At 75.3% G+C, this 25699-nt stretch carries 21 protein-coding genes and 1 pseudogene; 17 read left to right on the top strand and 5 right to left on the bottom strand.

The features are described from left to right. Positions 1-33 precede the first annotated feature (33 nt). Together HNP84_RS20110 and HNP84_RS20115 are read left to right on the top strand one after the other, a co-directional pair. Positions 34-651: pseudogene (locus tag HNP84_RS20110) on the top strand (NADPH-dependent FMN reductase); the annotation flags it as partial. A gap of 49 nt (positions 652-700) precedes the next feature. Continuing rightward, positions 701-3343: a hypothetical protein gene (locus tag HNP84_RS20115; RefSeq protein ID WP_221336495.1), complete on the top strand. Its 2643-nt coding sequence runs from the start codon at positions 701-703 to the stop codon at positions 3341-3343. Positions 3344-3516: 173 nt separating this feature from the next. Here HNP84_RS20115 and HNP84_RS20120 read toward each other — a convergent pair whose 3' ends face one another. Continuing rightward, the gene (locus HNP84_RS20120) at positions 3517-4311 is read right to left on the bottom strand and encodes a putative protein N(5)-glutamine methyltransferase (RefSeq protein ID WP_185051539.1); all 795 of its coding nucleotides are present in this window, start codon (positions 4309-4311) and stop codon (positions 3517-3519) included. 292 nt (positions 4312-4603) lie between these two features. On the opposite strand from HNP84_RS20120, the gene HNP84_RS20125 reads away from it, so the two are divergent. Continuing rightward, entirely contained in the window at positions 4604-5014 is a 411-nt protein-coding gene (locus tag HNP84_RS20125; protein WP_185051302.1) for a DUF7144 family membrane protein, read from the top strand. A gap of 125 nt (positions 5015-5139) precedes the next feature. Beyond that, positions 5140-6699 (top strand): MFS transporter, encoded by a 1560-nt coding sequence (locus tag HNP84_RS20130; RefSeq protein ID WP_185051303.1) that lies wholly within the window; start codon positions 5140-5142, stop codon positions 6697-6699. Between the two features lie 91 nt (positions 6700-6790). Here the strand turns inward: HNP84_RS20130 and HNP84_RS20135 are convergent, their stop codons facing one another. Further along, a complete protein-coding gene (locus tag HNP84_RS20135) occupies positions 6791-7357 on the bottom strand; it encodes a TetR/AcrR family transcriptional regulator (RefSeq protein ID WP_185051304.1) in 567 nt (188 codons plus the stop codon). Between the two features lie 88 nt (positions 7358-7445). On the opposite strand from HNP84_RS20135, the gene HNP84_RS20140 reads away from it, so the two are divergent. Next, on the top strand, positions 7446-7838 hold the full coding sequence (locus tag HNP84_RS20140; RefSeq protein WP_221336496.1) for a nuclear transport factor 2 family protein: 393 nt from the start codon (positions 7446-7448) through the stop codon (positions 7836-7838). On the opposite strand, the gene HNP84_RS20145 is transcribed toward HNP84_RS20140, so the two are convergent. Then, positions 7835-8395: a helix-turn-helix transcriptional regulator gene (locus HNP84_RS20145; protein WP_185051306.1), complete on the bottom strand. Its 561-nt coding sequence runs from the start codon at positions 8393-8395 to the stop codon at positions 7835-7837. The two genes, HNP84_RS20140 and HNP84_RS20145, sit on opposite strands and share 4 nt — an antisense overlap. A 636-nt stretch (positions 8396-9031) precedes the next feature. Here HNP84_RS20145 and HNP84_RS20150 point away from each other — a divergent pair. From HNP84_RS20150 to HNP84_RS20200, 12 genes are all read left to right on the top strand, one after another. Next, a complete protein-coding gene (locus HNP84_RS20150; protein WP_185051307.1) occupies positions 9032-10060 on the top strand; it encodes an SIS domain-containing protein in 1029 nt (342 codons plus the stop codon). A gap of 1 nt (position 10061) precedes the next feature. Next, entirely contained in the window at positions 10062-10910 is an 849-nt protein-coding gene (locus HNP84_RS20155) for a PfkB family carbohydrate kinase (protein WP_185051308.1), read from the top strand. Then, the gene (locus tag HNP84_RS20160; RefSeq protein WP_185051309.1) at positions 10907-11695 is read left to right on the top strand and encodes an ATP-binding cassette domain-containing protein; all 789 of its coding nucleotides are present in this window, start codon (positions 10907-10909) and stop codon (positions 11693-11695) included. Before HNP84_RS20155 ends, HNP84_RS20160 begins: the two co-directional genes overlap by 4 nt. Then, complete coding sequence (locus HNP84_RS20165) at positions 11692-12753, top strand: ABC transporter permease (RefSeq protein WP_185051310.1); 1062 nt, start codon at positions 11692-11694, stop codon at positions 12751-12753. The genes HNP84_RS20160 and HNP84_RS20165 overlap by 4 nt, the downstream gene beginning before the upstream one ends. A 54-nt stretch (positions 12754-12807) precedes the next feature. Further along, entirely contained in the window at positions 12808-13794 is a 987-nt protein-coding gene (locus tag HNP84_RS20170) for a substrate-binding domain-containing protein (RefSeq protein ID WP_185051311.1), read from the top strand. After that, positions 13791-15863: a hydantoinase/oxoprolinase family protein gene (locus tag HNP84_RS20175; protein WP_185051312.1), complete on the top strand. Its 2073-nt coding sequence runs from the start codon at positions 13791-13793 to the stop codon at positions 15861-15863. The genes HNP84_RS20170 and HNP84_RS20175 overlap by 4 nt, the downstream gene beginning before the upstream one ends. Continuing rightward, on the top strand, positions 15860-17551 hold the full coding sequence (locus HNP84_RS20180; RefSeq protein WP_185051313.1) for a hydantoinase B/oxoprolinase family protein: 1692 nt from the start codon (positions 15860-15862) through the stop codon (positions 17549-17551). Before HNP84_RS20175 ends, HNP84_RS20180 begins: the two co-directional genes overlap by 4 nt. A gap of 173 nt (positions 17552-17724) precedes the next feature. Further along, a complete protein-coding gene (locus tag HNP84_RS20185; protein WP_185051314.1) occupies positions 17725-18819 on the top strand; it encodes a LacI family DNA-binding transcriptional regulator in 1095 nt (364 codons plus the stop codon). 106 nt (positions 18820-18925) lie between these two features. Continuing rightward, positions 18926-19066, top strand: coding sequence for a hypothetical protein (locus tag HNP84_RS20190; RefSeq protein WP_185051315.1), 141 nt, complete (start codon positions 18926-18928; stop codon positions 19064-19066). Next, positions 19063-19785 carry a hypothetical protein gene (locus tag HNP84_RS51150; protein WP_221336497.1) on the top strand — a complete coding sequence of 241 codons (723 nt, stop codon included), beginning with the start codon at positions 19063-19065 and terminating at the stop codon, positions 19783-19785. The genes HNP84_RS20190 and HNP84_RS51150 overlap by 4 nt, the downstream gene beginning before the upstream one ends. 3 nt (positions 19786-19788) lie before the next feature. Next, a complete protein-coding gene (gene amrS, locus HNP84_RS20195; protein ID WP_221336498.1) occupies positions 19789-20796 on the top strand; it encodes an AmmeMemoRadiSam system radical SAM enzyme in 1008 nt (335 codons plus the stop codon). A gap of 2 nt (positions 20797-20798) precedes the next feature. After that, positions 20799-21008 (top strand): radical SAM-modified peptide, FtsH ternary system-associated, encoded by a 210-nt coding sequence (locus HNP84_RS20200; RefSeq protein WP_185051316.1) that lies wholly within the window; start codon positions 20799-20801, stop codon positions 21006-21008. A gap of 15 nt (positions 21009-21023) precedes the next feature. Here the strand turns inward: HNP84_RS20200 and HNP84_RS20205 are convergent, their stop codons facing one another. Further along, complete coding sequence (locus HNP84_RS20205) at positions 21024-24101, bottom strand: WD40 repeat domain-containing protein (protein ID WP_185051317.1); 3078 nt, start codon at positions 24099-24101, stop codon at positions 21024-21026. Further along, positions 24098-25699 (bottom strand): DUF8588 domain-containing protein, encoded by a 1602-nt coding sequence (locus tag HNP84_RS20210; protein ID WP_185051318.1) that lies wholly within the window; start codon positions 25697-25699, stop codon positions 24098-24100. Before HNP84_RS20210 ends, HNP84_RS20205 begins: the two co-directional genes overlap by 4 nt.

Below are 25699 nucleotides of genomic sequence, written 5' to 3' on the forward strand. Positions count from 1 at the left end.
ACCCCGACTCCAGATCCGAACGCGTGGCGGCGTGGTGCCGACCAGTGCGCCCGCCACGGCGCCACCACCCGCCTGTTCCGCGGCGCCGACCTGACGTTCCCGCACTACCACCCGTCCGGCGAGCACGCCGATCCCCGGGTCCGCGAGTACCTGGAGGCCCTGGAGCGCGCCGACGGCGTCGTCCTGGTCTCGCCCGCCTACCACGGCACCGTCTCCGGCCTGCTCAAGAACGCCCTCGACTACGTCAACGACCTCGCCGCCCCGCAACGCCCCCTCCTGGACGGCCGTGCCGTGGGCTGCGTCGCGGTCGCCCGCGGCGACCAGGGCGCCACCACCACCCTGGCCACCCTGCGCACCGTCGCCCACGCCCTGCGCGGCTGGCCCACCCCGCTCGGGATCGCCCTGTCCGGCGAGTCCGCCCGCTTCGCCGACCCACCCCACACCGCCACCATCCCCGCCGCCGCCCCCACCCCCGCCCCCGCCCGCGCCCCCATCCCCGATCCCCTCCCCGCTGGCGCCCCCATCCCCGATCCCGTCCCCGTCCCCGGGCACGAGCGCGCCCGCGCGCAGACGTGCGTGATGCTGGGCCAGGTGATCTTCCTGGCCCGCATCGTCGCCCGAAAACGAGCCGCCGAGTTGCAGCGCGCCTGACCGGCACCCGCCCCACCCCCTCCTCCACACACCGTTGCGGAAGGAACCCATGCGAATCGCAGAACCCACCCCCACCCCACAGGACACCACCCCCGCTCCCGGGACCCCGCGCACCATGCGCGGGGTCCGGGAGGGCGGCGACGAGCCGGAGGAGGGCGGCGCGCTCGCGTGGCGGGTGGCGGCGGGCGGCGGAGAGCTGGCCGTGGAACTGTTCCCCTGGTTCCTGCTGCGCACCACCGGGATGCCGGTGCGGTTGCTGGACGGGCTGGCGGGGGAAGAGGCGGGGCGGCTCACCGATCGGGTGCTCGCGGCCGAGCGCGACATCGACGACGCGCGGCGGGCGTTCGAGGCGAACGCGCGGGCCATGCGCGAGGCGGTGGTGCGCATGGAGCCGGTACGCCGCTCGCGCAAGATCGCCCGGCACTGCCTGCGCGCCGTGCGCGAGGGCGTCCCGCTGGGGGAGGAGGAGATCGGGCTGCTGGCGCAGCTCGGGCAGGCGGAGTGGGTGGCCCGCTGGGAGATCGCGGTCGCCGCCGCCCGCGAGGCGTACGGCCACGCCGCCCGCGCCCACGCCAGGGCCCTCGCCGCCGCGCGCAGGCGGGTCGCCGAGGCGTACGACGACGACGCGGTGCGGCACGCCGTGTTCGTCTCCAACCCCGGCTTCCACCGGGCCGCCGGCGACGGGCCGCTCCCGCGCGAGGAGGACGCCGGCGCCGACCGGCGGTCCCGGCTGCTCATCGCCACCGTCCACCGCTACCTGCGCCGCTTCGCCACCCGCTGCGAGACCGTCTCGTTCTTCGGCCCCACCCTGCACGCCCGTCTCGACCCCGGCGAGCCCGCCGCGCTCCTCGTCGGCGAGCCGGGGCCGGAGCGGGTGGTCGTCGAGGCCAGCGCGTGGCTGGCCGACCACCTCCAGGACGTGCTGAAACGGGCCGCCGCCCCGGCCGGTCTGCGCGTGTGGCGCAGCCCCGTCTTCCGCGAGCCGCCCCCGGAGCAGGGACCCGCCCCGGGCCTGGAGCGCACCCTGGACGGCAGGCGGGTGCGGGTGCCCGAGCCCGCGCTGCGGCTGTGGCGGGCGGCCGACGGCCGGCGCACGCTCGGCGAACTGGCCCGGGAGCTGGGCCTGCCGGTCGAGGAGGCCGTCGCGCTCGCCCGCGCGCTCGGCCCCGCCGTGATCATCTCCTGGCACCGGCTCCCCGCCACCGAGCTGCGGCCCCTCACCGCCCTGTCCCGCGCGGTCCGCGGCGACACCACGTCCGGTGGCGTGTCCGGCGGGGTGTCCGTGGGCGCATCCGGGGGCGTCTCCGGGGGCGCTTCGGGCGGCGCGGCGGCGGGCGCGGCCGGTGCGGCGCTGGCCGCGCTGTCGGAGCTGCGCTCCCGGTACGAGAGCGCCCCCTGGCCCGTCCGCGCGGCCCACTTCGAGGCGGCGCAGGCGGTGGTCGCCGGGCTCGGCGCCCAGCCGAGACAGGGGGCCGGGCGGCACTACGCCGACCGCGAGATCTTCCACGAGGACCGGTCCAGCCCCTACAGCGAGCGGGTCACCATCGGCGGGGCCGCGCTCGCCCGGCTCCGGGACGCGCTGTCGTCGGTGCTGCCGGTCTGCGCGCTGGCCGCGCTGCTGGCCCGGCAGGACGCCCGCGACGCGCTCCGCGCCGAGCTGGCCGGACGCGCCGCGCCGCTGGCCCGGCTCGCGGTGGCGAACCTGCGCGCCGACTCCCCCCGGCTGCGGGCCCTCACCTCCCTCCTGCGCGACCTCGTGGCCGCCCACGCCGACGGCGCCGCCCCCGGCGCCCGCCAGACCGTACGCCTCAGCGGCCGTGACGTGTCGCTCGCGACCGCCCCGCTGTGGGCCGCGCTCGCCGAGGAGCCCGCCCCGCCGGACGACATCGACGCCTGCCTGCCCAGCCCCGACATGATGGCCGTGGGCCCCGACCTGGCGACCGCCACGTGGCTGCTGTCGGAGCTGCACGACGACTGCGGCTCCATCTACGGCGGGCTGGCCGGGCGGCTGCACTCCGACCCCGACGGCCTGTGGCGGGGCTTCCTCGCCCGCGCGGGCCGGTACGTCCCGCCCGCCGGCGTCGCCACGGTCGTCTCGCGGCGGCGCAACGCCCACGTCACCCCGGAGCTGCCCGGCCTGTCCATCGAGCTCAGCGGCCTGTCGGGCAAGCCGCGCGGGCAGACCGCGCCCATCGCCGACGCCGTGGTGCCGCCCACGGCCGACGCGGTGGAGGTCGCCGGGCGGCGCTACCGGCTCTACCCGGGCGACGTGGCCGCGTCCCCGCTGCACCGCGCGCTGTCGCTGCCGGCGCTCGTGCCCGTGCCGGTGGACCTGGGCGCCCACACTCCCCGGATCATGATCGACGACATGATCTACCAGCGCGAGCGGTGGCGGGTGCGCCTGCCGGAGGAACGCGCCGAGGACCCCTTCGAGCGCTGGCTGCGGCTGCACCGGCTCAAGGAGGCCCACGGCCTGCCGCGGCACGTCTTCGTCCGCCACCCCGCCGAGGCCAAGCCCTTCCACGTGGACTTCCTCGACCCACTCGCCGTGGAGGACCTGGCCCGGCTCGACCCCGCCGAGGTGCTGGTCACCGAGATGCTGCCCACCCCCGGGGAGCTGTGGTGGCGTCCCGGGGGCGAGCCGCAGTGCGCCGAACTGCGCCTCGGCTGCTTCCTGCGCATGGTGCGCTGAGATCCGGGCCGTCACGGCGCGGGGTGCGCTGCGATCCGGGCTGTCACCGCGCGTGGTGCGTTGCGATCTCGGCCGTTGCCGCGCGTGGTGCCCGCTGCGATCTCGGCCGTCGCCGCGCGTGGTGCCCGCTGCGATCCCGGCCGTCGCCGCGCCTGGTGGCGGCGAGAGCGGCCTCACTCCCGGCGGCGCGCGACGACGACGGTGGCGTACAGCTCCCCGGAGGTCACCACGCACGGCTCCAGGCCGTGCCCGGCGACCTCGGCGGCGATGCGCGCGGCCTGCCTCTCACCGGTCTCGAACAGCAGGTGGCCGCCGGGGGCCAGCCAGTCCGGCGCGCCCGCGGCCACCCGGCGCAGCACGTCCAGGCCGTCGGCGCCGCCGTCGAGCGCCACCAGGGGCTCGTGCTCGCGGGCCTCCGGGGGCAGCAGGCCGACCTCGCCGGTGGGCACGTAGGGCGCGTTGGCCACCAGGACGCCGACGCGCCCGCGCAGCCCGCCGGGCAGCGCGTCGTACAGGTCGCCCTGGTGGACCCGGCCCCCAAAGGGGCCGAGGTTGCGGCGCGCGCAGCGTACGGCGGCGGGGTCGAGGTCGGCGGCGTGCAGCTCGATCCCCGGCACGGCCGCGGCCACCGCCGCGCCGACCGGGCCCGCCCCGCAGCACAGGTCCACCACGACCGCTCCCGGCGTGGTCAGGCCGATCGCCTGCCGCGCCAGGAACTCGGTGCGGCGGCGCGGCACGAACACGCCCGGCTCGACGGCGACCCGCAGGCCGCAGAAATCGGCCCAGCCGAGGACGTGTTCGAGCGGCAGTCCGGCCGCCCGCCGGTCCACCATGGCGTCCAGCTCGGCCGGGCCCGCCGCCGAGCCGGCCAGCAGCCGGGCCTCGTCCTCGGCGAACACACAGCCCGCGGCCCGGAGCCTGGCCACGATCGAGGACAGGGGAGAAGAAGATGACGAAGATGGGGAGATCCGCACGTGAGCGCCTTTCGCGATGCCGACGGGCGCTCTCGGCGGTCAGCGCGGCGAGCCGCTCGCGGGCGGCCGCGCGGGCGTGAGGTGAGAGCACCCGGCCTGTACTGGCGTGATGGGTCTCACCTCCTCGGTCCGCAGTGTGCCGGAGAGGAAAATGCTACAGCAGCCCCCGCCGGGCGTAGGACCGGGTCCGGAACACCCGCCGAAACAACATTTACCTCGGCAAAAGCCGCAGCTTTCACCGTCTCAGTACTGTCAGGTACATGGCCGTATACCGAGAGGAGTCGCCATGACCTACCAAGCGCGGCGCCACGTCACCGGCTGGGTCGGCTGGGTGTGGTTCGCCGGCCTGATGATGATCATGTCGGGCGTCTTCAACGCCATCTCCGGCCTCTACGCCATCTTCAAGGGCGATTTCTACATCCAGACGGCCAGGCGGCTGCTGCTGTTCGACCTCACCGCCTGGGGCTGGGTGCACCTGCTGCTCGGCGTACTCCTGGTCGTGGCGGGTGTCGCGGTCAGCGTCGGCCAGACCTGGGCCCGGGTCGTCGCGGCGGTCCTGGTCATGATCAACGCCATCACCCAGCTCATCTGGATCACGATCAATCCGTGGTGGTCGCTGGCCGTCATCGCCCTGGACGTCGTCATCCTGTACGCCCTGATCGTCCACGGCCGCGAAGCCGCCGAGGCGGGCCGCTGACGGCTCGCTCGCGAGAGGCCCGGAAGATTTCTCCGCCCGGCGTGTAGAGGAGCGCGTGGCGGCTCCGACCTTCCCGTGACAGGCCCCGCAGGACCCGCGGGGCCACGGGAAGGAGTAGGGACGACATGAGCACCACAACGCTCGCCGGGACGCCGGCGCAGGCGCCCGCGCGGGCGGGACGGCGGGAGTGGGTCGGGCTGGCCGTGCTGGCGCTGCCCACCCTGCTGGTCTCCATCGACGTGTTCGTGATGCTGCTGGCGCTGCCGTACCTGAGCGCGGACCTGGGCGCGAGCGCGACCCAGCAGCTCTGGATAACCGACATATACGGATTCATGCTGGCCGGCTTCCTGGTCACCATGGGCGGCCTCGGCGACCGCATCGGGCGGCGCCGGCTGCTGCTGATCGGCGCGGCGGCGTTCGGGATCGCCTCGGTGCTGGCCGCGTACTCGGTCAGCGCCGGGATGCTGATCGCGGCGCGGGCGCTGCTGGGCGTGGCGGGCGCGACGCTGGCGCCGTCCACGCTGGCGCTGATCGGGAACATGTTCCGCGACCCGAGGCAGCGCGGGCTGGCGATCGGGGTGTGGATGACGTGCTTCATGGGCGGCGCGGCCATCGGCCCGGTCGTCGGCGGGGCGATGCTGGCGAGCTTCTGGTGGGGCTCGGCGTTCCTGCTCGGCGTGCCCGCCATGGTGCTGCTGCTCGTGCTCGGCCCGGTGCTGCTGCCGGAGTACCGCGGCGGCGAGGGCGGGCTCGACCTGACCAGCGTGGCGCTCTCGCTGGCCGCGATCCTGCCCGTCGTGTACGGCCTGAAGGAGCTGGCCAAGGGCGGCTGGGCGCCGGTGCCCCTCGCGGCCCTCGGGGTGGGCGCGGCCGTCGCCGCCGTCTTCGTACGCCGCCAGCGCCGCCTGGCCGATCCGCTGCTGGACCTGCGCCTGTTCCGCGACGGCGCGTTCAGCACCGCCCTGGGCAGCATGATGTTCGGCACCATGCTGATGGGCGCGATGATGCTGTTCATCACCCAGCAGCTCCAGCTCGTGCACGGGCTCTCCCCGCTGTCGGCCGGGCTGTGGATGATGCCCGCGGTCGCCACCAACGCGATCAGCTTCCTCTGCTCGCCGCTGCTGGCCCGCCGGTTCCGTCCGGCGTACCTCATCGGCGGCGGGCTCGCGCTCTCGGTGACCGGCCTGCTGCTGATGACCCAGGTGGACGCGGTGTCCGGCCCGGTGACGCTGGTGACCGGGTTCGCGATCGTCAACCTCGGCGCGGGCCCCCTGGTCACGCTGAGCATGGACCTGGTGATCGGGTCGGCCCCGCCGAGCCGCGCGGGCTCCGCCGCCGCGCTGAACGAGACCTTCGCGGAGTTCGGCTTCGCCTTCGGCATCGCCGCGCTGGGCAGCATCGGCACCGCCGTCTACCGCGCGCACGTCGAGACGGCCCTGCCGGCCGGCCTGCCGGAATCCGCCGTCCAGGCCGCCCGCGACACGCTCATCGGCGCCACCGCCGCCGCCCGCGACCTCCCCGGCACCCTGGCGGCGGCCCTGCTCGGCCCGGCCAGGGACGCCTACACCAGCGGCCTGCACACGGTGGCCGGCATCAGCGCCGCCCTGCTCGCCGTCGTGGCCGTGCTCGCCACGGTCCTGCTCCGGCACGTGCGGCCCACCGGCGCCCGTCAGGAACACGGCTGACCGCCGCTCCCGGTCGGGAGGCTTCGGGGACCGCCCCGGCTCACGCGACCTCTGGGCCGCCCGGCCCGGCAGGCTTCCGGGCTCGTCCGGCTCAGGAGGCTTCCGGGCTCGCGAGCGCGCGCAGGCTCGGGCGGAGCAGCCGGGCGATCTCCTCCTGGGGGACGGCGCGGAGTTCGTCGAGCTCCAGCAGTTGGTGGCCGACCGTGACACCCAGCATGATCACGGTCATCAGCGCGGCGCGCAGGCGGGCATCCTCGCCCGGGATGGACTCGGCCAGGCGGTCGATCTGCCGGCCCAGGACCTCGCGGGCCGAGGCGGCGGCCTCGGGGTGGGTGAGCATGGAACGCATCATGGCCAGCGACCCCTGGGGCAGGTCGCCGATCTTCCGGTCCAGGGTGCCGAGCAGGTGCTCGACCAGTTCGTCCGCGTCCAGGCCCGCCTCGGGCGGCGGGGCCACCTGCGCGGCCCGCCTGAAGAGCTCCTGCTTGCTGCCGAAGTACTGCATGACCAGGGCGGGATCGACCTCGGCGGTGCGGGCGACGGCCCTGATCGTGGTGCGCTCGAACCCCACCTCCGCGAAGAGCGCCCTGGCCGCGTCGAGAATCCTCCGCTCGGTCCTGCGCCGCCGCTCGGCCCGGGGAAGCGGTGTGTCGCTCACGCTCCGACTCTACATGCGTTGACCGGCGCGTCCCTTTCGCTCTACGCTCGTTGAGTCAACGGGCGTTGAGCGAATTGGGAGGATGGCCATGTCCATCGAAGAGATCGTCACCGGCTACCACGGCGCGATGCTGCGCAAGTCGGCCGACGAACTGGCCGATCTGTACGCCGAGGACGCGCTGCACGAGTTCCCGTTCGGCGGCCTGGAGCCGTTCCGGGGGCGGGAGGAGATCCGGGCGGGCTACCACGCCATGTGGGACGCGTCGCCGTTCGAGGCCGAGGAGGTACGCAGGCTCGCGCTGCACCGCACCCAGGACCCCGAGGTCGTGGTGGTGGAACAGGACACGCACGTCCGTGCGGGGGGCAGGCCGATCACGGTCCCCGGCCTGCTCGTGCTCCGGATCAGGGACGGCGAGATCGTCCACACCAGGGACTACATGGACGCCGTCGCCGTCGGCCGGGTGCGCGCCGCCGCCGGTTAGCCACGCTCGCTCCGGGTGAGGTCGCCGAAGAGCCGGGGCAGCTCGGCGCGTCCGCTGATGCCCAGCTTCTCGTAGCTGCGGTAGAGGTGGTTGCCCACCGTGCGCGGGGCGATGCCCAGGGCGGTGGCGATCTGCGGGTTCGTCTCGCCCCGGGCCGCGCGCAGCACGATCTGGTACTCGCGCCGGGTCAGCACCCTGGCGTGCTCCAGGTCCAGAGCGGCCGTGCGGGCGCCCTGACAGGCGGCCGTCCACTCGGCGGCCCGCCAGGCGCACCTGCGCGCGGAGTCCATCCTGCCGGTCTCGCGGTGGGCCACGCTCGCCTGGGAGACCGCCTCGGCGGCGTGCAGGGTCGCGCCCAGCGCGGCGAACTCCGCGGCCACGGCCTCCAGGGCCCGGCCGTCGCGCCGGGCCAGGGCGGTGGCGTGGCGCAGGTAGAGGGCGGGCAGCGGCCCGTCGAGCTCACCAGTCAGCTCGGCGAGCCGCGCCCGCGCCGCGCCGGGCTCGCCCAGGCGTACGACGTCGTGCAGGAAGGCCGGCTCCCACGGCACCGCGCCCATGCGCCGGGTCCAGCCAGGCGACGTACGTGGGGCCCAGGTCGTCGCGCCAGGGGGAGGCCGGCACCGCGGGGGCGGCCTCGGTCATCATCCGGACGGCCTCCTCCGCCCGGTCGAAGCCCCACACCAGGTTGACGGCCCGGATGAAGCCCAGCCGGAGGCGCGCGTGGGCGCTCGCCCAGGCGGGCGGGGCGGCGCAGAACTCCTCGGCGCGCTCGGGCACGCCGCTGAACAGCAGCAGGTCGCTCCGGGACCGCGGCCTTCTCCCGGACCGCCGCCTGTCCCGAGGCCGCGGCCTGTCCTGTGACCGCCGCCTGCAGCAGGACCGCGGCCTGGGGCGCCACCGCCACCGTCGCGGCGGCCGTGGCCGTCCCGATGAGCCCCGCGACGACCAGTCGCGCGAGCACTCCCATCCCCATGGTTCCCCCGCCGTGCCGAGCCGTGAACGGCTCCGAGTGTGGGCGGGCCGGCCCCGTTCGTCCTGAGTCATCTCCGACTCAAAAGGGGCCGGCGCGTAACGCCAGGGCAAAGAGGGGGTTGACTTCGGGAGGTTCGGTTGAGAACCTTCTCTCGATCCGGTGAGAACGTTCTACATCGCTCTCGCCGTGACAGTGAGAACGTTCTACTTCTGGAGTGCGCATGACTGAGAAGCTTCCGTTGCGGCCCGTCGATCCGCGGATCGGTGAGGTCATCGGCGGGGCGGTGAACCAGCGGGGCGTCGCCGAGAAGGTGGCGGCCGCGGCGGCCGGCCGAGGGGTGACGGATGTGTTCTTCCTGGGGTGCGGCGGGTCGTGGGCCTCCTCGGTGCCGGCGCACGTCACGCTGTCGGCGCACGCGTCCGGGCTGATCAGCCACAACCTGAACGCGGCCGAGTTCCTGGCGGCGCCCTCGCCGCGGCTGTCGGAGCGCTCGCTGGTGGTCGCGTCCTCGCACTCGGGCAACACGCCCGAGACGGTGGCCGCGGCGCGGCTGGCGAAGGAGGCGGGGGCGTACGTGGTGTCGGTGGCGACCGACGCCGACAACGCGCTGGGGGAGCTGGGCGACGTGACGCTCACCTACGGCAGCGAGCGCACGATCACCTCGGCCAAGCACGTGCTGCTCGGCCAGCTCGCGCAGGAGCTGCTGCGCCTCGACGGCGCCGCGCTCGACTTCGAGGCCGTGCGCCGCGGCTACGAGGCGCTGCCGGACGTGCTCGCGCGGGTCACCGAGGAGCACGAGGAGACCGCCGCGCGGATCGCCCGCGAGATCGGCGAGGCCGACATGACGTACGTCGTCGGCGGCGGCGCCTCCTACGGCCTGGCCTTCCTGATGTCGGTCTGCTACCTGACCGAGATGCAGTGGAAGAAGTCCGCCTACGTCTCCACCGGCGACTTCTTCCACGGCGCGTTCGAGATGGTCGTGGACGACGCCCCGGTGATCCTGTTCCGCGGCGAGGACGCCTCGCGCGCGATGGCCGACCGGGTGTGGGCGTTCCTGCCGCGGTTCACCTCGCGGGCGTACGCGCTCGACTCGGCCGCCTTCGAGCTGCCCGGCGTGCCCGCCGCCGCGCGCGGGGAGGTGTCGGCGCCGGTGCTGGCCACGCTCACCACCCGCCTGGCCGACCACTACGAGTCCGTCACGGGCCACTCCCTCGACGAGCGCCGTTACATGCACAAGATGGCCTACTGAGATGCGGCTGTGCGGCGTCGGCGACAACGTCGTCGACAGATACCCCGACCTCGGCGTGGTCTATCCGGGCGGCAGCGCGTGCAACGTGGCCGTGCACGCCGGGCGGCTGGGCGCGCGGGCCGGCTATCTCGGCTCGATCGGGCGCGACGCCCCCGGCGACCTGATCCGGCACTGCCTGGCCAGCGAGGGCGTCGACATCCGGTGGGCGAGGTACGGCGACCACCCCACCGCCTGGGCCGACATCAAGCTGGACGCCCAGGGCAACCGGACCTTCACCGACTACCGGGCCTACACCGAGGAGCTGCGGCTGCGGCCGGCGGACCTGGACTACCTGGCCTCGTTCGACCTGGCGCACAGCGGCCACACCAGCCTGGTCGAGCGCCAGCTCGCCGAGATCGCCCGGGTCACGCGGGTGTCGTTCGACTTCTCCTACAAGGACATGTCGTACGCCCGCCCGCTGCTGCCGTCGGTCGGGATCGCGTTCTTCTCCCGCCCGGCGCTGGACCGGGAGGGGTGCGAGGGCCTGGCCGCCGAGGCGCTGGCCCTCGGCCCCCGCCAGGTGGTCGTGACCTGCGGCGACAGGGGAGCGCTGCTGGCCACGCCGGAGCATAGAGTGTGGCAACCGGCCGTCTCGACCACCGTCGTGGACACGCTGGGCGCGGGCGACGCCTTCGCCGCCCAGTTACTGGTGGCGCTGCACGCGGGCGCGGCCCCCGAGATCGCGATGGCGCGCGCCGCCGCGTACGCCGCCGCCGTGTGCCGCCACCCCGGCGGCTACGGCTACCCCGCCGACCTGGCCGCGCTGTACGAGGACCCGATGCCCCCGCCCACGCAGGAGGAGACCACATGACGACCGGCGCGAGCGACCCCGGCGCGTACGCCGTGCGCGTGCGCGGCGTGCGCAAACGGTACGGCCACGTGGAGGCGCTGCGCGGCGTGGACCTGGACATCGCCCCCGGCGAGGTGCACGCGCTGCTCGGCGACAACGGGGCCGGCAAGTCCACCCTGGTCAAGGTGCTCGCCGGGGCCGTGACGCCCGACGAGGGCAGCATCGAGATCGGCGGCAGGCGGCACCGCTTCACCAGCCCCCGAGACGCGCAGCGGGCCGGCATCGAGACCGTCTACCAGGACCTGGCGCTGGCGCCGACGCTGCCGCCGGACGCCAACCTGTTCCTGGGCCGCGAGCCGGCGCGGCCCGGCCTGCTGGGACGGCTCGGCTTCGTGGACCGCAAGGCGATGCGCGAGGCGGCCGGCACGCACCTGCGCTCGCTCAACTCCAAGGTGCAGGACCTCGGCGCCGAGGTCGGCTCGATGTCGGGCGGCCAGAAGCAGGCGGTCGCGGTGGCCCGCGCCGCGATGTGGGGCTCGGCGCTGATCATGATGGACGAGCCCACCGCCGCCCTCGGCGTCGCCCAGACGGAGTCGGTCCTGGACCTGATCCGGCGCATCCGCGACGAGAAGGGCCTGCCGGTGCTGCTCATCTCGCACAACCTGCCCGACGTGTTCTCCGTCGCCGACCGGGTGACCGTGCTGCGGCTGGGCCGCAGGGTGCTGACCGCGCCGATCGGCGAGGTCACGGCCACCGGCCTGATCGAGGCGATGACCGGCGCCGACACGCTCAGAGGAGCATCATGACCGATCTCGCCTCCCGGCCGGCGCAGGCCCCCGAGGCCGGGGCTCGCCGCCGCCGCGCCATCGGCGCGCAGCGGCTGTCCGACGCGACCATCCTGCTGCTCCTGATCGGGATGATCGCCGCGTTCTCCGTGCTGACGCCCGCTGGAACGTTCCTTTCGCTGAGCAACTTCGAATCGGTCCTGCTCACCGCCTCCCAGCTCCTCATCCTGTCCTGCGGCACGACGTTCCTGCTCATCGCCGGCGGCCTGGACCTGTCCATCGGGGCGGTCACCGTGTTCTCCGCGGTCGTGGTGGCCAAGGTGATGGGCGCGCTGGCGGGCACCGCGGCGCAGGCCGCCGACTTCCAGTACCCGAACCTGGCCGTGGCGGTCGCCGCGGCCGTCGGGGGCGGTCTGGCGGTCGGGCTGGGCTGGGGCGTCCTGAACGGCGTCCTGGCCGTGCGCACCCGCATCCCCCCGTTCATCGCCACCCTCGCGACCGGCGGCATCGTCCTCGGCCTGGCCAGCGTCTGGACCGACGGGCAGAACGTCCAGAACGTGCCGCTGCCGTTCCAGACCGGGTTCGGGCTGGGCAAGCTGTTCGGCGTCGTCCCGTGGCCGATCGTGATCGCGGCCGTCGTCACCGCCGTGTCCTGGGTGCTGCTCGCCAAGACCCGCTTCGGCCTGCACACCTACGCCATGGGCGCCAACCTGGAGGCCGCCCGGCGCGCCGGCATCGACGTCGGCCGGCACATGGTCCTGCTGTACGCCGGCATGGGCGCCCTGTGCGGGCTGGTCGCGATCATCGACGTGGGCCGGTTCGGCACCGCCTCCATCACCAGCCACTCCGGCGACGGGCTGGCGGCCATCGCCGCGGTCGTCATCGGAGGCACGAGCCTGTTCGGCGGGCGCGGGCGCATCTCCGGCACCATCGTCGGCGCGCTCATCCCCGCGGTCCTGCAGAGCGGGTTCGTGATCATGGACGTCCAGCCGTTCTGGCAGAACGTCGCCGTCGGCGTCGTGCTCCTCGTCGCCGTCTATGTGGACCAGGTCAAGATCCGTGCCCAGACGCGCGCTTGACCCGCCGCCCCCCAGCCGGCCGCAGCGCCGGTGCACCACGGAAAAGGAAGACCGATGAAGCGGATCATCCACACCCTCGCCGCCTGCGTACTCGCCGCCGGCCTCGCCGGATGCGGCTCGGGCTCCACGCAGGACGCGGCCTCATCGGGTAGCGGCACCCTGCGGGGCAAGAAGATCGCGATGCTGCTCAACGACCAGTTCGACCCCTACTACCTCACCCTCGTCGAAGGCGCGCAGGCCGAGGCGAAGAAGCTGGGCATCGAGTTCAGCTGGCAGGCCCCCGCCACCCTGGACGTCGCCTCCCAGACCCAGCTCCTGCAGTCGATCGCCGCCCGCAAGCCCGACGGCATCATCATGTCCGCCCTCGACGCCAAGGCCATGATCGCCCCGATGAAGCAGGTCATGGCGCAGGGCATTCCGATCGTCACGGTGGACGCCGACGTCGCCGACCCCTCCGCGCGCCTGGCCACGATCGCCTCCGACGGCGAGGCCGGGGGCAGGCTGGCCGCCACGACGATGTCGGAGCTGCTGGACGGCAAGGGCAAGGTGGCCTTCATCGGCTACACGCCCGGCGTGGCGAGCACCGACGCCCGCCTCGCCGGCTGGAAGGCGGGGCTGAAGGAGGCCCCCGGCCTCACCCCCGTCGCCGAGCGGTACGACGGCGCCGACCTGACCACCATCGCGGGCACCGTCACCGCCGTGCTCAAGCGCACCCCCGACCTGAACGGCATCTTCGCCAACTGGGGCAACCCCACCCTCGCCGCGGCCCAGGCGGTGCAGGCGGCCGGCAAGTCCGAGCAGGTGAAGATCGTCGGCTTCGACGCCTCGCCCGACCAGGTGAGCCTGCTCAAGCGGGGCCTGGTCTCCGCGCTGATCATCCAGAAGCCGGGCGAGATGGGCGCCACCGCGGTCGCCGACCTCGCGGCGTACATCAAGGACGGCACCAAGCCGAAGGACACCACCGTGGACGCGGTCGTGGCCACGCAGTCGAACATGGACGACCCCGAGGTCGCCAAGTACTTCTACAAGGGGAAGCAATGAGCCGCCGCCTCGGCATCGATGTGGGCGGGACCTTCACCGACGTCGTCGTCATCGACGACGACGGGCGGGTCCTGGTGGAGAAGGTCCCCAGCACTCCGGACAACCAGGCCGGCGGCGTGCTGGACGGGGTGCGCGCGGTGCGCCGCACCCACGGCGTGGACCCCGGCGCGCTGAGCATGTTCGCCCACGGGTCCACGGTCGCCACCAACGCCCTGCTGGAGTTCAAGCTGCCGCGCACCGCGCTGGTGGTGACCCGCGGGTTCCGCGACGTACTGGAGATCGGCACCCAGCTCAGGCCGGCCCTGTTCGACCTCGGCGTCACCAAGCCCGAGCCGGTCATCCCGCGCGAGCTGGTCTTCGAGATCGACGAGCGCGTGGACCGGCTCGGCGAGGTCGTCACCCCGCTGGCCGACGCGGAGATCGACCGGGTGGTGGACCAGGTGGCCGCGAGCGGCGCCGAGGCGTGCGCGGTGGTGCTGCTGTTCTCCTTCCGCAACCCCGGGCACGAGCGGCGCGTGGCCGCGCGGCTGGCCGAGAGGCTGCCCGGCGTGCACGTGGCGGTCTCGTCCGAGGTCGCCCCGGAGATCAAGGAGTACCCGCGCGCCTCGACCACCGCGATCAGCGCGGCGCTGCGCCCGCTGGTGGCGCGCTACCTGTCCGCCGTCGAGGCCGGCCTGGAGGGCGAGCGGGTCACCTGCCCGTTCTTCGTGATGCAGTCCTCCGGCGGGGCGCTGTCGGCCGCCGAGGCGTCGGCCGCCGCGCACAAGATGGTGCTGTCGGGGCCGGCGGCGGGCGTGCTCGCCGCCGCCCGGGTGGCCGAGCGGCCGGAGTACGCCAACCAGATCACCTTCGACATGGGCGGCACCTCCACCGACATCTGCCTGATCCACGAGGGCAGGCCGCGCCTGGACCGCGCCTCGCAGTTCGAGGGCCGCCCGCTCCAGGTGGCCCAGTTCGACATCCACACCATCGGCTCCGGCGGCGGCTCGCTGGCCCGGGTGGACGCCGCCGGCATGCTCCGCGTCGGCCCCGAGAGCGCCGGGGCCGTCCCCGGCCCGGCCTGCTACGGCCGCGGCGGCACCCGGCCCACCACCACCGACGCGCAGGTCGTGCTCGGCCGGGTGGACCCGGCCCGGTTCCTGGGCGGCGAGATGACCCTGGACGCCGAAGCCGCGCGCGAGGCCGTGCGCGCGCACGTCGCCGAACCGCTGGGGCTGAGCGTCGAGGAGGCCGCGCAGGGCATCCTGGACGTCGCCGACGCGATCATGGCGCGCGGTGTGCGGGTGGTCAGCGTCAACCGCGGCTACGACCCGCGCGACTTCATGCTGCTGCCCTTCGGCGGCGCCGGCCCCATGCACGCCGTCTCGGTCGCCGAGCTGGTGGACATCCGGGCGGTGCTGGTCCCGCCGAACCCCGGCACCTTCTCCGCCGTGGGCCTGGCCACCTCCGACCTCACCTACGACTTCTCCCGGACCGTGGACGCGCCGGTGGACACGCTCACCCCGGAGGGGATCGAGGAGCTGTTCGCCGGCCTGCTCGGCCGCGCCCGCGACCGGCTGGCCCGGGTGGAGCACCTGACCACCGGCCGGATCGAGAACCGCCTGGCCCGCTTCCGCTACGCCTGGCAGGACAACGACGTGGAGGTGCTGCTGCGGCCCGGCCCGGTGGACGAGGAGAGCCTGGCCGACGCGCTGGACCGCTTCCACGCCCAGCACGAGTTCGAGTTCGGCCACAGCGACAAGGACGCCCGGGTCGAGCTGGTCGCCGTGGCCGTGGAGGTGCACGGCGTGCTGCCCCGCCCGTCCCGGCGATCCGCGCCGCCGGCCGGCGCCGCCGCCCCCGCCCCGGTGTCGGTGCGGCAGGTGTTCTTCCGCGGCCCCGGCTGGACCGCCACCCCCGTGTACGAGCGCGCCGGCCTGGCCCCCGGCGCGGCCTTCCACGGCCCGGCGATCGTCGAGGAGCGCGAGGCCACCACGGTCGTGCCCCCGGGCACCCGGGTACGCGTGGACGACGACCTCAACCTCGTCCTCACCCTGGACGCGAACACCACGGAAGGAGGCGCGGCATGAGGCGGACGGACCCGATCACCACCGAGGTGATCCGCCACGCGCTGGAGACGATCGCCGAGGAGATGGGCACCGCCCTGCGGCGCACCGCGCTGAGCGTCGTGGTCAAGGACATGCGCGACTACAGTTGCGCCGTCTTCGACCGGACGGGCAGGCTGCTGGCCGCGGCGCTGGACATCCCCACCCTGCTCGCCTCGATGTCCCCGGCGCTGCGGGCGTGCCTGGACAAGTGGGGCGAGGACATCCACCCCGGCGACGTCTTCCTGAGCAACCACCCCTACCTGGGCGCCTGCCAGACCAACGACCTGAACCTGTTCGTGCCGGTCTTCGACGGCGAGGAGCGGCTGATCGGCTTCACCGGCGCCATCGCCCACCACGCCGACTGGGGCGGGGTCGTGCCGGGCACGGCCGCCGCGACCAGCCGCAGCGCCTTCTACGAGGGCGTCATGCTGCCCGCGGTCAAGCTGGAGGTCCGCGGCGTGCCGGAGCCGAACGTCCGCGACATCATCACCGCCAACACCCGCCACCCCAAGCAGAACCACGGCGACCTGCGGGCCCAGGTCGCCGCGGCCCGCTCCGGCGCGCGCCGCTTCGCCAGGCTGGCCGAGCGGTACGGCGGCGACACGCTGGTCACCGCGATCGACGACCTCATCGCCTACACCGCCGAGCGCACCCGGGCCGAACTGGCGGCCCTGCCCGACGGCCGCTACGAGGCCGAGGGGTGGCTGGACGACGACGGCATCAACCCCGGCGCCCGGGTGCGCCTGGCCGCCCGGGTCACCATCGAGGGCGACCGCGCGCACGTGGACTTCTCCGGGTGCGACCCGCAGATGCCGGGCGGGATGAACATCCCCACCTCGACGACGCGCTCGGTGGTGCACTACGCGATCAAGTGCCTGCTCCCCGGCGACGTGCCGTTCAACGAGGGCTCGATGGAGCCGGTGACCATCCACGCCCCCGAGGGCTCGGCGGTCAACCCGGTCTTCCCCGCCGCCGTGGGTGACCGGCACCTGGCCTCGCAGCGGCTGGCGTCGGTGATGACCAGGGCGCTGGCCCCGGCCGCGCCGCACCGCGCCTCGGCGGAGTGGTTCGTCGGCTGGCCGGTGCTGATCTGCGAGTCCACCTCGCCCAAGACCGGCGACGGCGTGGTGCTGCTGGCCAACGTCGCCGGGGGAGCGGGCGCCACGGCGGCCCACGACGGGGCCGACGCCGTGGACGTGCACATGGCCAACTGCGCCATCATCCCGGCGGAGATCATCGAGTCCAGCTACCGGCTGCGGGTCGAGCGGTACGAGCTGCAGGCCGACAGCGGCGGCGCGGGACGTACGCGGGGCGGGGCGGGCATCCGCGCCGACTACCGCAACATCTCCGACGGCCCGATGCCGTTCCTGTCGGAGGCCGAGCAGAGCGACCCCCGCCACGCCCCGCAGGGGCTCGACGGCGGCAGGCCCGGCACCCCGGCGTCGATCGTGCTCATCCGGGCCGACGGCACCGAGACCCCGCTGCCCGCCAAGGGCCAGCACGTCGCCGCGCCCGGCGAGGTGATCAGCCTGCGGGCCGGCGGCGGCGCCGGGTTCGGCGACCCCGCCGAGCGCCCGGCCGAGGCGGTGGCGGCCGACGTGCGCGCCGGGCGCATCACCGCCGGTCACGCAAGTGAACACTACAATTTCGCGATGACGGACGCCCGATAGGCCACCTCATCCCGGTCCGCGCTTTTCAAGCCGCGGCGGCCGTGCGACCCTGATGGATCACCGGCGGCCGGCCTTGACCCCATGCGCCCCCGCGCGGACTCCCCGCGCGGCGGGACGCACTCCGCGGACCGGGACCGGCCCATCCGGCGATCCACGGTTGAAGAGGAGAATACGTGCCCGTATCCAGGCAGCGCCGAGCGACATTGCCCGACGTCGCCGCGCTGGCGGGCGTCTCCACGGCCGCCGCGGGGCGCGCCCTCGGGGGCTACGGAAGCGTCAGCGAGGACGTCAAGAGGCGGGTCCTCGACGCGGCCGAGAAGCTGAACTACCGGACGAACCGGCTCGCGGCGAGCGTACGCACCGGGCGTACCGACACGATCGGGGTCATCTGCGCCGACATAGAGAGCCCGTTCTTCGCCCGCGCGCTGCGCGGGATCTCCGACGTTGCGCACAGCCACGGTTTCAGCACCCTGGTCACCAACAGCGACGAGGACCTGACCAGCGAGCGCAACGCCGTGCAGCTCCTGCTGGACAAGCAGGTGGACGGCATCATCTGCGCGCCCGCCGACGTGCGCCAGGTCGCCCATCTCGCCCAGGCGCAGAGCAGCGGCACGCCCGTGGTGCTGTTCGACCGCATGAGCGACGAGCTGGACGCCGACGCGGTGATCGTGGACGGCGCCAAGGCCGCCTACCAGGCCGTCAGCCGCCTGATCGCCCTCGGCCACCGCCGCATCGCGATCGTCACCGAGCTGCGCCAGCCGCGCGAGCAGGACTGGGCCGCCTACCTCACCCGCGGCTCCGAGCCGTCGCTGGGCACGCTCAGCCCGAGCGAGGCGCGCCTGCTCGGCTACCTGCGCGCCCACTGGGACGCCGGGGTGCCGGTACGCCGCGAGCTGGTCCGCCGCACCGGCGCGTACGAGGCCGACTCGGCGTACAAGCAGATGAAGCGGGCCCTGGCCCTCAAGCGGCCCCCGACCGCGGTGTTCCTGGTGGACAACCTGATGACGGTCGGCGCCTACCACGCGATCCGCGACTCCGGTATCGCGGTGCCGCGCGAGCTGTCCGTGGTCGCCTTCGACGACCTCGACTGGAGCGTGCTGGTCTCCCCGGCCCTGACCGTCATCGCCCAGCCGGTCTACGAGATGGGCGCCGAGGCCGCGCGCCGGCTGGTCGCCCGCATCGGCGACCGGGGGGCGCCGGCGCCGGGCCCCACCTTCATGGACGTCACCCTGATCGAGCGCGAGTCCACCGCCCCGCCCCCGGACTGACCGCGTCCCACGGCGCCGGGGGTCCACCGGGTCGCGCCGGCCGCCGGTCCGCCCGGAATCCGCGGGAGCCCTGCCCGGCCCGGGGGCGGCGCGTCATACTGAGCCGGTGAGCACAGAGCGGACGCCCGAGCCCAACGAGCTCCGGTTCACCGACGACGACGAGATCGAGATCTTCGACGGGCAGAAGTGGGTGCGCTACGAGCGGCTGCCGTCGGAGGGGTACGGCACCCACCGGGGAGAGGAGTGACCCAGGCCGCGCCCGAGCCCGGCGGCGGGGCGGTCGCCGCGGGCGCCACCGCCGACGCCGTCGCCGACCTGCGCGCGACGGCGAAGTGGACCATCGCGGCGATGGGCGCGGTCGGGGCGCTGCTGCTCGGGGGCGGCCCGATCGCCGCTGCCGGCAAGATCGACGCCGGCTGGGAGGCGGCCCTGGCGTCCGCCGGGCTGCTGCTCGCGCTCGGCGGGGTCGCCTTCGCGGTCTGGCACACCGGGAACGCGCTGCTGCCCAGGGTCGCGCTGCTCGGCGACCTGGGGCGTCCCGAGCTGGCCTCGCTGCGCGAGGTCGTCGAGCGCGACCCCGACGCCTTCTACGGCCCGCTCGGCCGCTCGCCGCAGAGCCTGCGCGACGCCCGCGTCTTCCACGAGAAGGCCGCCGCGGCCTTCGCCGCCGCCCTGGCCCGGGAGACCGGCGAGAAGCGCAGGAGGGTCCTGGAGCAGGCGCTGAAGGACGCCGAGGCCAACGTCGCCCTCGCCGTCCGCCTCGAACGCCGCCTGGTGGACCTGATCCACGCCTGGCTGGTCGCCGAGGCGGTGCGCGCCGCCCGGATCAGGACCATGGCCGGCGTGGTGGCCGTCGCGCTGGGCGCGGCCGCCTTCCTCGCGGCCACCGGCGGCGGCGAGGCCGCGCCGGCCCCCTCTCCCACGCCCACCGCCACCCCCACTGCCACCCCCACTGTCTCGGGGTGAGCGGTGGACTGGACGCCGGCGATCCTGCACCGCCCCCGCGGCTCCCGGGTGCAGTGCCTGCTGTGCCCGATGCGCTGCCTGCTCGCCGACGGCGAGACCGGGCCGTGCCGGGTGCGCAGGCGCTCCGGCGAGATCCTGGAGACCGCGACCTTCGCCACGTCCGTGCGTCATCTCGACGCCGTCGAACGCAAGCCCCTCTACCACTTCCGGCCCGGCACCCACACCCTGACGCTCGCCGCGCCCGGCTGCACCTTCCGCTGCGACTACTGCGTCAACCACCGCATGTCCCAGTACGGCCGGGAGGAGGACCTGCCCTGGACGGCCACGCCCGCCGACCCGCGCGAGATCGTCGCCGCCGCGGCGGCGGAGGGCGCGTCGGTGGCGCTGTCCTACACCGAGCCGTCGCTGGCCGTGGAGCTCACGCTGGCGCTGGCCGATGAGGGCGGGCGCGCGGGCGTGCCGGTGGTGTGGAAGTCCAACGGCTTCCTGACCCCCGAGGCCGTGCGGCTGGTCGCGCCCCGGCTGGCCGCGGTGAACATCGACGTCAAGGCCGTCGAGGAGCGCGCCCACCACCGGCTGACCGGCGCGCCGCTGGCCCCGGTGCTGCGGACGCTGCGCGCGTTCGCCGCCGCGGGCGTGTGGGTGGAGGTGAGCACCCCGCTCATCCCGGGCGTGATGTCCGAGCCGGGGCAGCTCGCGGCGCTGGCCGGGCTGCTGGCGGAGATCGACCCCGGCATGCCCTGGCACCTGCTCCGTTTCACCCCCGACTTCCGGATGCGGGAGGAGGCGCCGACCACTCCGGCGGCGCTGGCCGAGGCGGTGGCGATCGGCCGGGCGGCCGGGCTGCGCCACGTGTACGTCGAGCGGGCGCTCGGCCCCGGCGGCCGCGAGACCCGCTGCCCCGCCTGCGACGCCGTCGTCGTACGCCGCGGCATCTGGTCGCTGGAGTCGCTGGCGCTCTACGATGGCCGGTGCGAGTACTGCGGCCACCCGATACCCGGACGATGGTGAGCATGGCCCGATACGAGATCGCCGAGCATCTGCCCGACCTGATCCAGCCCGAGGAGTACGCCGAGCATCCCGGCGGCGGGCTGGTCCGGATCGAGATCTCGGTCAAGGACGGCGCGGTCGAGGTGCTGGGCGACGCGATGCGCCCGGAGGTGCTGGAGCGGCTGCTCGAACTCCTCGGCCCCGACGCGGTCGAGCAGATGATGTGCGGCTGAGCGCCCGGTCCCGCGTCACCCGCCGTCCGAGAGCACGGCGTTGAGCACCCGGCGCAGCTCGCCGGGGTCGGGATCGGGGGCGAGCACCGCCCCGTCGGCCGCGCGCACCCTCCGGCCCGGGTAGTGCACCCGCAGCACGTGCAGGTCGCCGGGCGCGCCGGTCACCTTCTGGTGGGGGTGGGTGAGCAGGACGAGCCGGGGCGGCCCGGTGAGGTCGTCGGTCATGCGCGGCGTCAGGGTGCGCACGGTGTCCAGGGCCCGGCCCAGGTCGGCCGGGCGCAGCGACGTCAGCCGCCACACCTCCACCAGGTCGGCCTTGCGGTCCAGGCGCCGCACCGCCATGGGGTCGCCCAGCGGCACCAGCGCGCACGGGCAGCTCCGCTCGATCATGGAGGTCGCCAGCAGGTGCGCGCAGATCCGCAGCGTCACGCCGACCTGGCCGTGGGCCGGGGGAGTGTCGTCCAGCAGCAGGATCGTGCCCCGGTTCCCGGCGGGCAGCCGCCCCCGCCGGGTGCGGTACAGGAGCTGGTCGTGCGCCAGGCGGTACAGGAACACCTCCTCCGGCAGCGCGAGCTGCGAGGGCAGCAGGTGGGGCAGGTCGCCCTGCCGGGACAGGCCCACCCGGCCGTCGCCGCCGCCCCGGCCCTCGGCCTGTCCCTCCTCGGTCATCGACAGCCGCATGCCGAGCAGCCGCCGCTGCCGGGGCGGCAGCGGCGAGAGCCGGTGCCTGATGCCGCGCAGCCGCAGCGGGAGCAGCGGGTCGGCCTGCACCGCCTCGGGGCCGAGGATGGTGAGCAGGCTGAGCATCCGGTCGTCCAGCCGCTCGGCGGCCCGGGTCAGCTCGGCGACCGGGACGGGCGGCGCGACCGGCGGCACCTGCGTGGCGGTGAGCACCGCGCCGAGCGCCGCCGCCAGGTCGTAGCGGCCGGTGCCGGCGGGCGCGGCGAAGCGGTCCTCGCCCGGCAGGTCCGCGGTGAGCAGCGCGACCATGCCGATCCGGGCGTCCAGCGGCCAGCGCAGCGCCCGCAGCGCCTTGACCGCGCGCAGGTCGCACAGCGGCAGCAGCTCGCGGGGCACCGGGTGGTCCCCGCCCTGCCCGGTCAGCGCGAGCAGCCCGGCCAGCAGCGACAGCGGGGCGCGCGCCCTGGCCTCGCCGCAGATCCCGCCCAGGCGGGCCAGCAGCTCGGCCGGGAACGGCAGCGGCTCCGGCCGCGACGCGGACGTCACCTCGCCGTGCACGGAGTAGCGCGCGAGCTGGTCGTACAGGACCGCGACCGCGTCGCCGCGCGGCGACCACGCCGCCTGCCACACCGTGCCGGAACAGGACCGGGGCCGGGCCATCTCACGCACCTTGACGCCGGCGCCGACGTCCCACAGCTCCATCGCCTCGGCGTCGTGGCCGGGCAGGAGCAGCAGCCGCGAGTCGGGCGACCAGGCCAGCGACCCGGCCCAGGCGAAGCCGCCGGGCGCGCCGAGACGCGCGTGCGCGGTCCACGTGGCGGTCTCGAACACGGTGACCGGCCCGCGGCCGGCCACCGGCGCCACCGCCAGATAGGCGCCGTCGGGGGACCAGGCGATCTGCCCCAGGGGCGGTGCCCCGGAGATCTGCCGCGGCCCCGCGACGCGCCGCCAGTCGCCCGCCGACCAGATCACCGGCCGGCCGTCGGCGGCGGCGGCCAGCCTCGTGCCGTCGGGCGACCAGGCCACCCGGCCGGTTCCGCCCGGCACCGGGCGGCGCGCGACCTCCCGCCCGTCGGCGACGCGGTAGACGAGGACGGCCCGCGGATCGCCGCCGGGCTCGGGCACCGCGAGCAGCGCCGCAGGCGACAGCGCCGGCGATTGGCCGCCCGGCACCCGGCCGATCGGCCGCCCCTCGGCCGCGTCGATCAGGTGCACGATCCCGATGTCGTGGTGGGCCGCCGCGGCGATCACGGTGCCGTCGCCCGACACGGCGAGGTCGGCGAGCAGGACCCCGGCGTCGTAGGTCCACATCACCTCCCCGCCGGGCCCGTGCCGGGTCAGCGTGTCGCCGGAGGCCGCGTACCAGCCGTCGGAGGCGGGCGACCAGGCGAAGGCGTACAGCGGCTCGGGCGGATCGGGGGTCGCCTCGGCGATGACCGGGATGCGCGAGGCCGGGCGCGGCGCCGCCGAGCGGCCCACCGTGCGGGCCATGCCCGCCGCCCACCTGCTGCGCGCCGAGACCTCCCGGTCGCGGCGCAGCAGCCGCGCGGCCCCGGGCGGCTCGTAGACGGTCACCGCGGCCGTCTCGGCGCAGACCGCGATCAGCCCGCTCGGCGACACCGCGATCCCCGCCCTGGCCCGCACGTGACCCGCGATCACCGTCACCGCGCCGCGCTCGCCGCCCGCGGTCCCGGCGGGCGGTGGGGTCGTCACCGCCGCCAGCACCGCGGTCTCGTCGGGCGCGTACGCGATGGCGCCCGGCGAGCGCACGTGGCCCACGGTCTCCAGCTCGCCCGCACGCGGGTCGGCGAGCACCTGGACGCGGCTCGGGCCGGCCACCGCCAGCCGCGCCTTGCCGGGGGCGTACGACAGCGCGCGGACGCCGTCGCGCACCAGCAGGGTCCGGATCAGCGTGCGCTGGTCGGCCTTCCAGATCTGCAGGCTCCCGGCCGTGGCCACCGCCAGCGTGGCCGGTCCCAGCCACGCCAGCGCGGTGACCGGGTCGAAGCCGTGCAGCACCTGGACCTCGCCGGTGGCCCGGTTGAGTATCCGCACCGGCCCGCGCGCCGTGCCGGCGGCCAGCAGCCCGCCGTCGGCCGACAGCGCCACCGCGGTGGCGTCGAAGTGCGGGTTGAGCGCCTCGGGCAGCACGCCCTCCTCGCCGGTGTCGGTGTCGAACTCCCGCACCCAGCCGTTCTCGCAGACGAAGAACCGGTCGCCGGACGGCGGCCAGGCGATCTCGGTCACCGACGGGCCGGGCTCCGGGCGGCGCCACAACATCCTGCCGTCGTCCTCGACGAGCATCAGCCCGGCGGCGTCGGCCACCGCGAAGCAGCTCCCGTCGGGGGCGATCCCGACGCCCACGGGCCGGTCGGCCTCGATGGCCCAGGACCGGAACTCCGCCAGGTTCACGCCTCCTCCTCCGCGCGGGCCAGCCGCTCCAGGGCCAGCGCGGCGCGGGCGTAGTCGCCCGCCTCCTCCAGCAGCCGGGCGGCCTCCTCCGGCTCGTCGGCGAGCTGCGCCTGGATCGCCGCCAGGCGCAGCCGCGCCCGGCGCGCCTCGCTGCCGGGCTCCTGCGCGGCGGTGTCCTCGCGCCCGGCGCGCGCCCGCTCGATCCGCTCCAGGATCGCACGCCCCCGCTCGGGCAGCCCGCCGCGGAAGGCGGGCAGCTCGTCGGGCAGCCACAGGTGCCACACCGGCCTGGCCCTCTCGACGTCGAACGCGATGGCCTCGCCGGGGCACACCACCACCGCGCGGCTCGGCGAGACCGCGAACAGGTCCTCCCGCGCGGCCGGCGGCAGCGGCGGGTCCAGCGCGTAGCCGTGCGCCAGATAGAACCCGAACGGCCCGACGCGGCGCAGCGGGCGGCCCAGCGGCACGCTGTTCAGCAGCCGCGCCGGCTCGGTCAGCAGGTACGCGTCCTGGCCCGGGATGAGGTACGCCTCCTCCGCCAGCGGCCGGCCGCGCATGTACTCCGCCAGCGCCCCGAGCTGGTCGCGCTCCAGCAGCACCGCGTCGATCGGGCCGTGGTGCCGGGAGCTGCGCACCAGGCCCACCTCGATCCGCTCCGAGGCCCGGAACCCGCGCGCACCGGGCACCGCCGGGGCGGGCGTCAGCGGCAGGCCCGGGGCCGTGAGCATCAGGTGGGCCGGCTTCTCGCCCGCCTGCGGATCGACCGCCCACGCCCCCGCGCCGGCCCGGCCGATCACCCAGCGCGCGCCGGCGGGCACCGCCCCGCACAGGTGGGCGTCCTGCGCCGGCAGCCGGAAGTCCACATCGAGGAGCAGGCTCTCGCCGGGGTCGGCGTAGCGGCCCACGATGGTGTGGGGGAGCCGGGTCAGCTTGGCGACGAGCCGGCGCGGCACCTCACCCGCCCCCGGCCCGCTCACCCGGATCAGCACGGCCGGCTCGGGCTCGCCCGCGTCCACGAAGACCTCGTGCCGCAGCACCGGCCGGTAGGCCACGTTCGCGCCGTCGGCCAGGCACCGCCGGATGATCTGGTGCGCGAGCTGCCCGGTGGTGAGCACGCCCAGCGCGGGGTACGCCCGCTCGCGGCCGGGGGCGAGGGGCACGCGGGGCACCAGCGACAGCGGGTTCGCCTCCGGCCAGCGCACCAGCTCCGCCGGCGCGGGCGGCGGATGGCCGGTGCCGCCCAGCGGCACGAACGCGATCTCCTCCGCGGTGGCCTCCACCCGGTACGCGTCGCCGCCCGAGGCCCAGATCAGCCCCGCGCCCACCCCCGGGGACAGCCATGCCACCAGCCAGTACGCCCCGCCCGGCTCCCGGTGCAGCACCGGCGGGTCGTGCTCGTCGGACTCGCCCAGCAGCAGCGACCAGCAGGCCAGGGTCTGCACCGGGCCGGTGAAACGGCCGAGCACGCCCAGGCGCTTCTCGTCGGGCACCGGCTCGGCCCGCCGCGGCGCCTGCTGGTCGGACGCCGGCTGCGGGAACACCTTGATCCGCGGCCCGGTGGGAGCCCTGCGCTGCGAGCCGCGCCGCCGTATCGGCAT

It is taken from the genome of Thermocatellispora tengchongensis, assembly GCF_014202315.1.
GTDB classification, from domain to species: Bacteria; Actinomycetota; Actinomycetes; order Streptosporangiales; family Streptosporangiaceae; genus Thermocatellispora; species Thermocatellispora tengchongensis.

Coding starts and splice junctions, on each gene's coding strand:
- HNP84_RS20115 (WP_221336495.1), top strand. CDS start 701: ATGCGAATCGCAGAACCCACCCCCACCCCACAGGACACCACCCCCGCT.
- HNP84_RS20125 (WP_185051302.1), top strand. CDS start 4,604: ATGACCTACCAAGCGCGGCGCCACGTCACCGGCTGGGTCGGCTGGGTG.
- HNP84_RS20130 (WP_185051303.1), top strand. CDS start 5,140: ATGAGCACCACAACGCTCGCCGGGACGCCGGCGCAGGCGCCCGCGCGG.
- HNP84_RS20140 (WP_221336496.1), top strand. CDS start 7,446: ATGTCCATCGAAGAGATCGTCACCGGCTACCACGGCGCGATGCTGCGC.
- HNP84_RS20145 (WP_185051306.1), bottom strand. CDS start 8,395: ATGGGCGCGGTGCCGTGGGAGCCGGCCTTCCTGCACGACGTCGTACGC.
- HNP84_RS20150 (WP_185051307.1), top strand. CDS start 9,032: ATGACTGAGAAGCTTCCGTTGCGGCCCGTCGATCCGCGGATCGGTGAG.
- HNP84_RS20155 (WP_185051308.1), top strand. CDS start 10,062: ATGCGGCTGTGCGGCGTCGGCGACAACGTCGTCGACAGATACCCCGAC.
- HNP84_RS20160 (WP_185051309.1), top strand. CDS start 10,907: ATGACGACCGGCGCGAGCGACCCCGGCGCGTACGCCGTGCGCGTGCGC.
- HNP84_RS20165 (WP_185051310.1), top strand. CDS start 11,692: ATGACCGATCTCGCCTCCCGGCCGGCGCAGGCCCCCGAGGCCGGGGCT.
- HNP84_RS20170 (WP_185051311.1), top strand. CDS start 12,808: ATGAAGCGGATCATCCACACCCTCGCCGCCTGCGTACTCGCCGCCGGC.
- HNP84_RS20175 (WP_185051312.1), top strand. CDS start 13,791: ATGAGCCGCCGCCTCGGCATCGATGTGGGCGGGACCTTCACCGACGTC.
- HNP84_RS20180 (WP_185051313.1), top strand. CDS start 15,860: ATGAGGCGGACGGACCCGATCACCACCGAGGTGATCCGCCACGCGCTG.
- HNP84_RS20200 (WP_185051316.1), top strand. CDS start 20,799: ATGGCCCGATACGAGATCGCCGAGCATCTGCCCGACCTGATCCAGCCC.
- HNP84_RS20210 (WP_185051318.1), bottom strand. CDS start 25,699: ATGCCGATACGGCGGCGCGGCTCGCAGCGCAGGGCTCCCACCGGGCCG.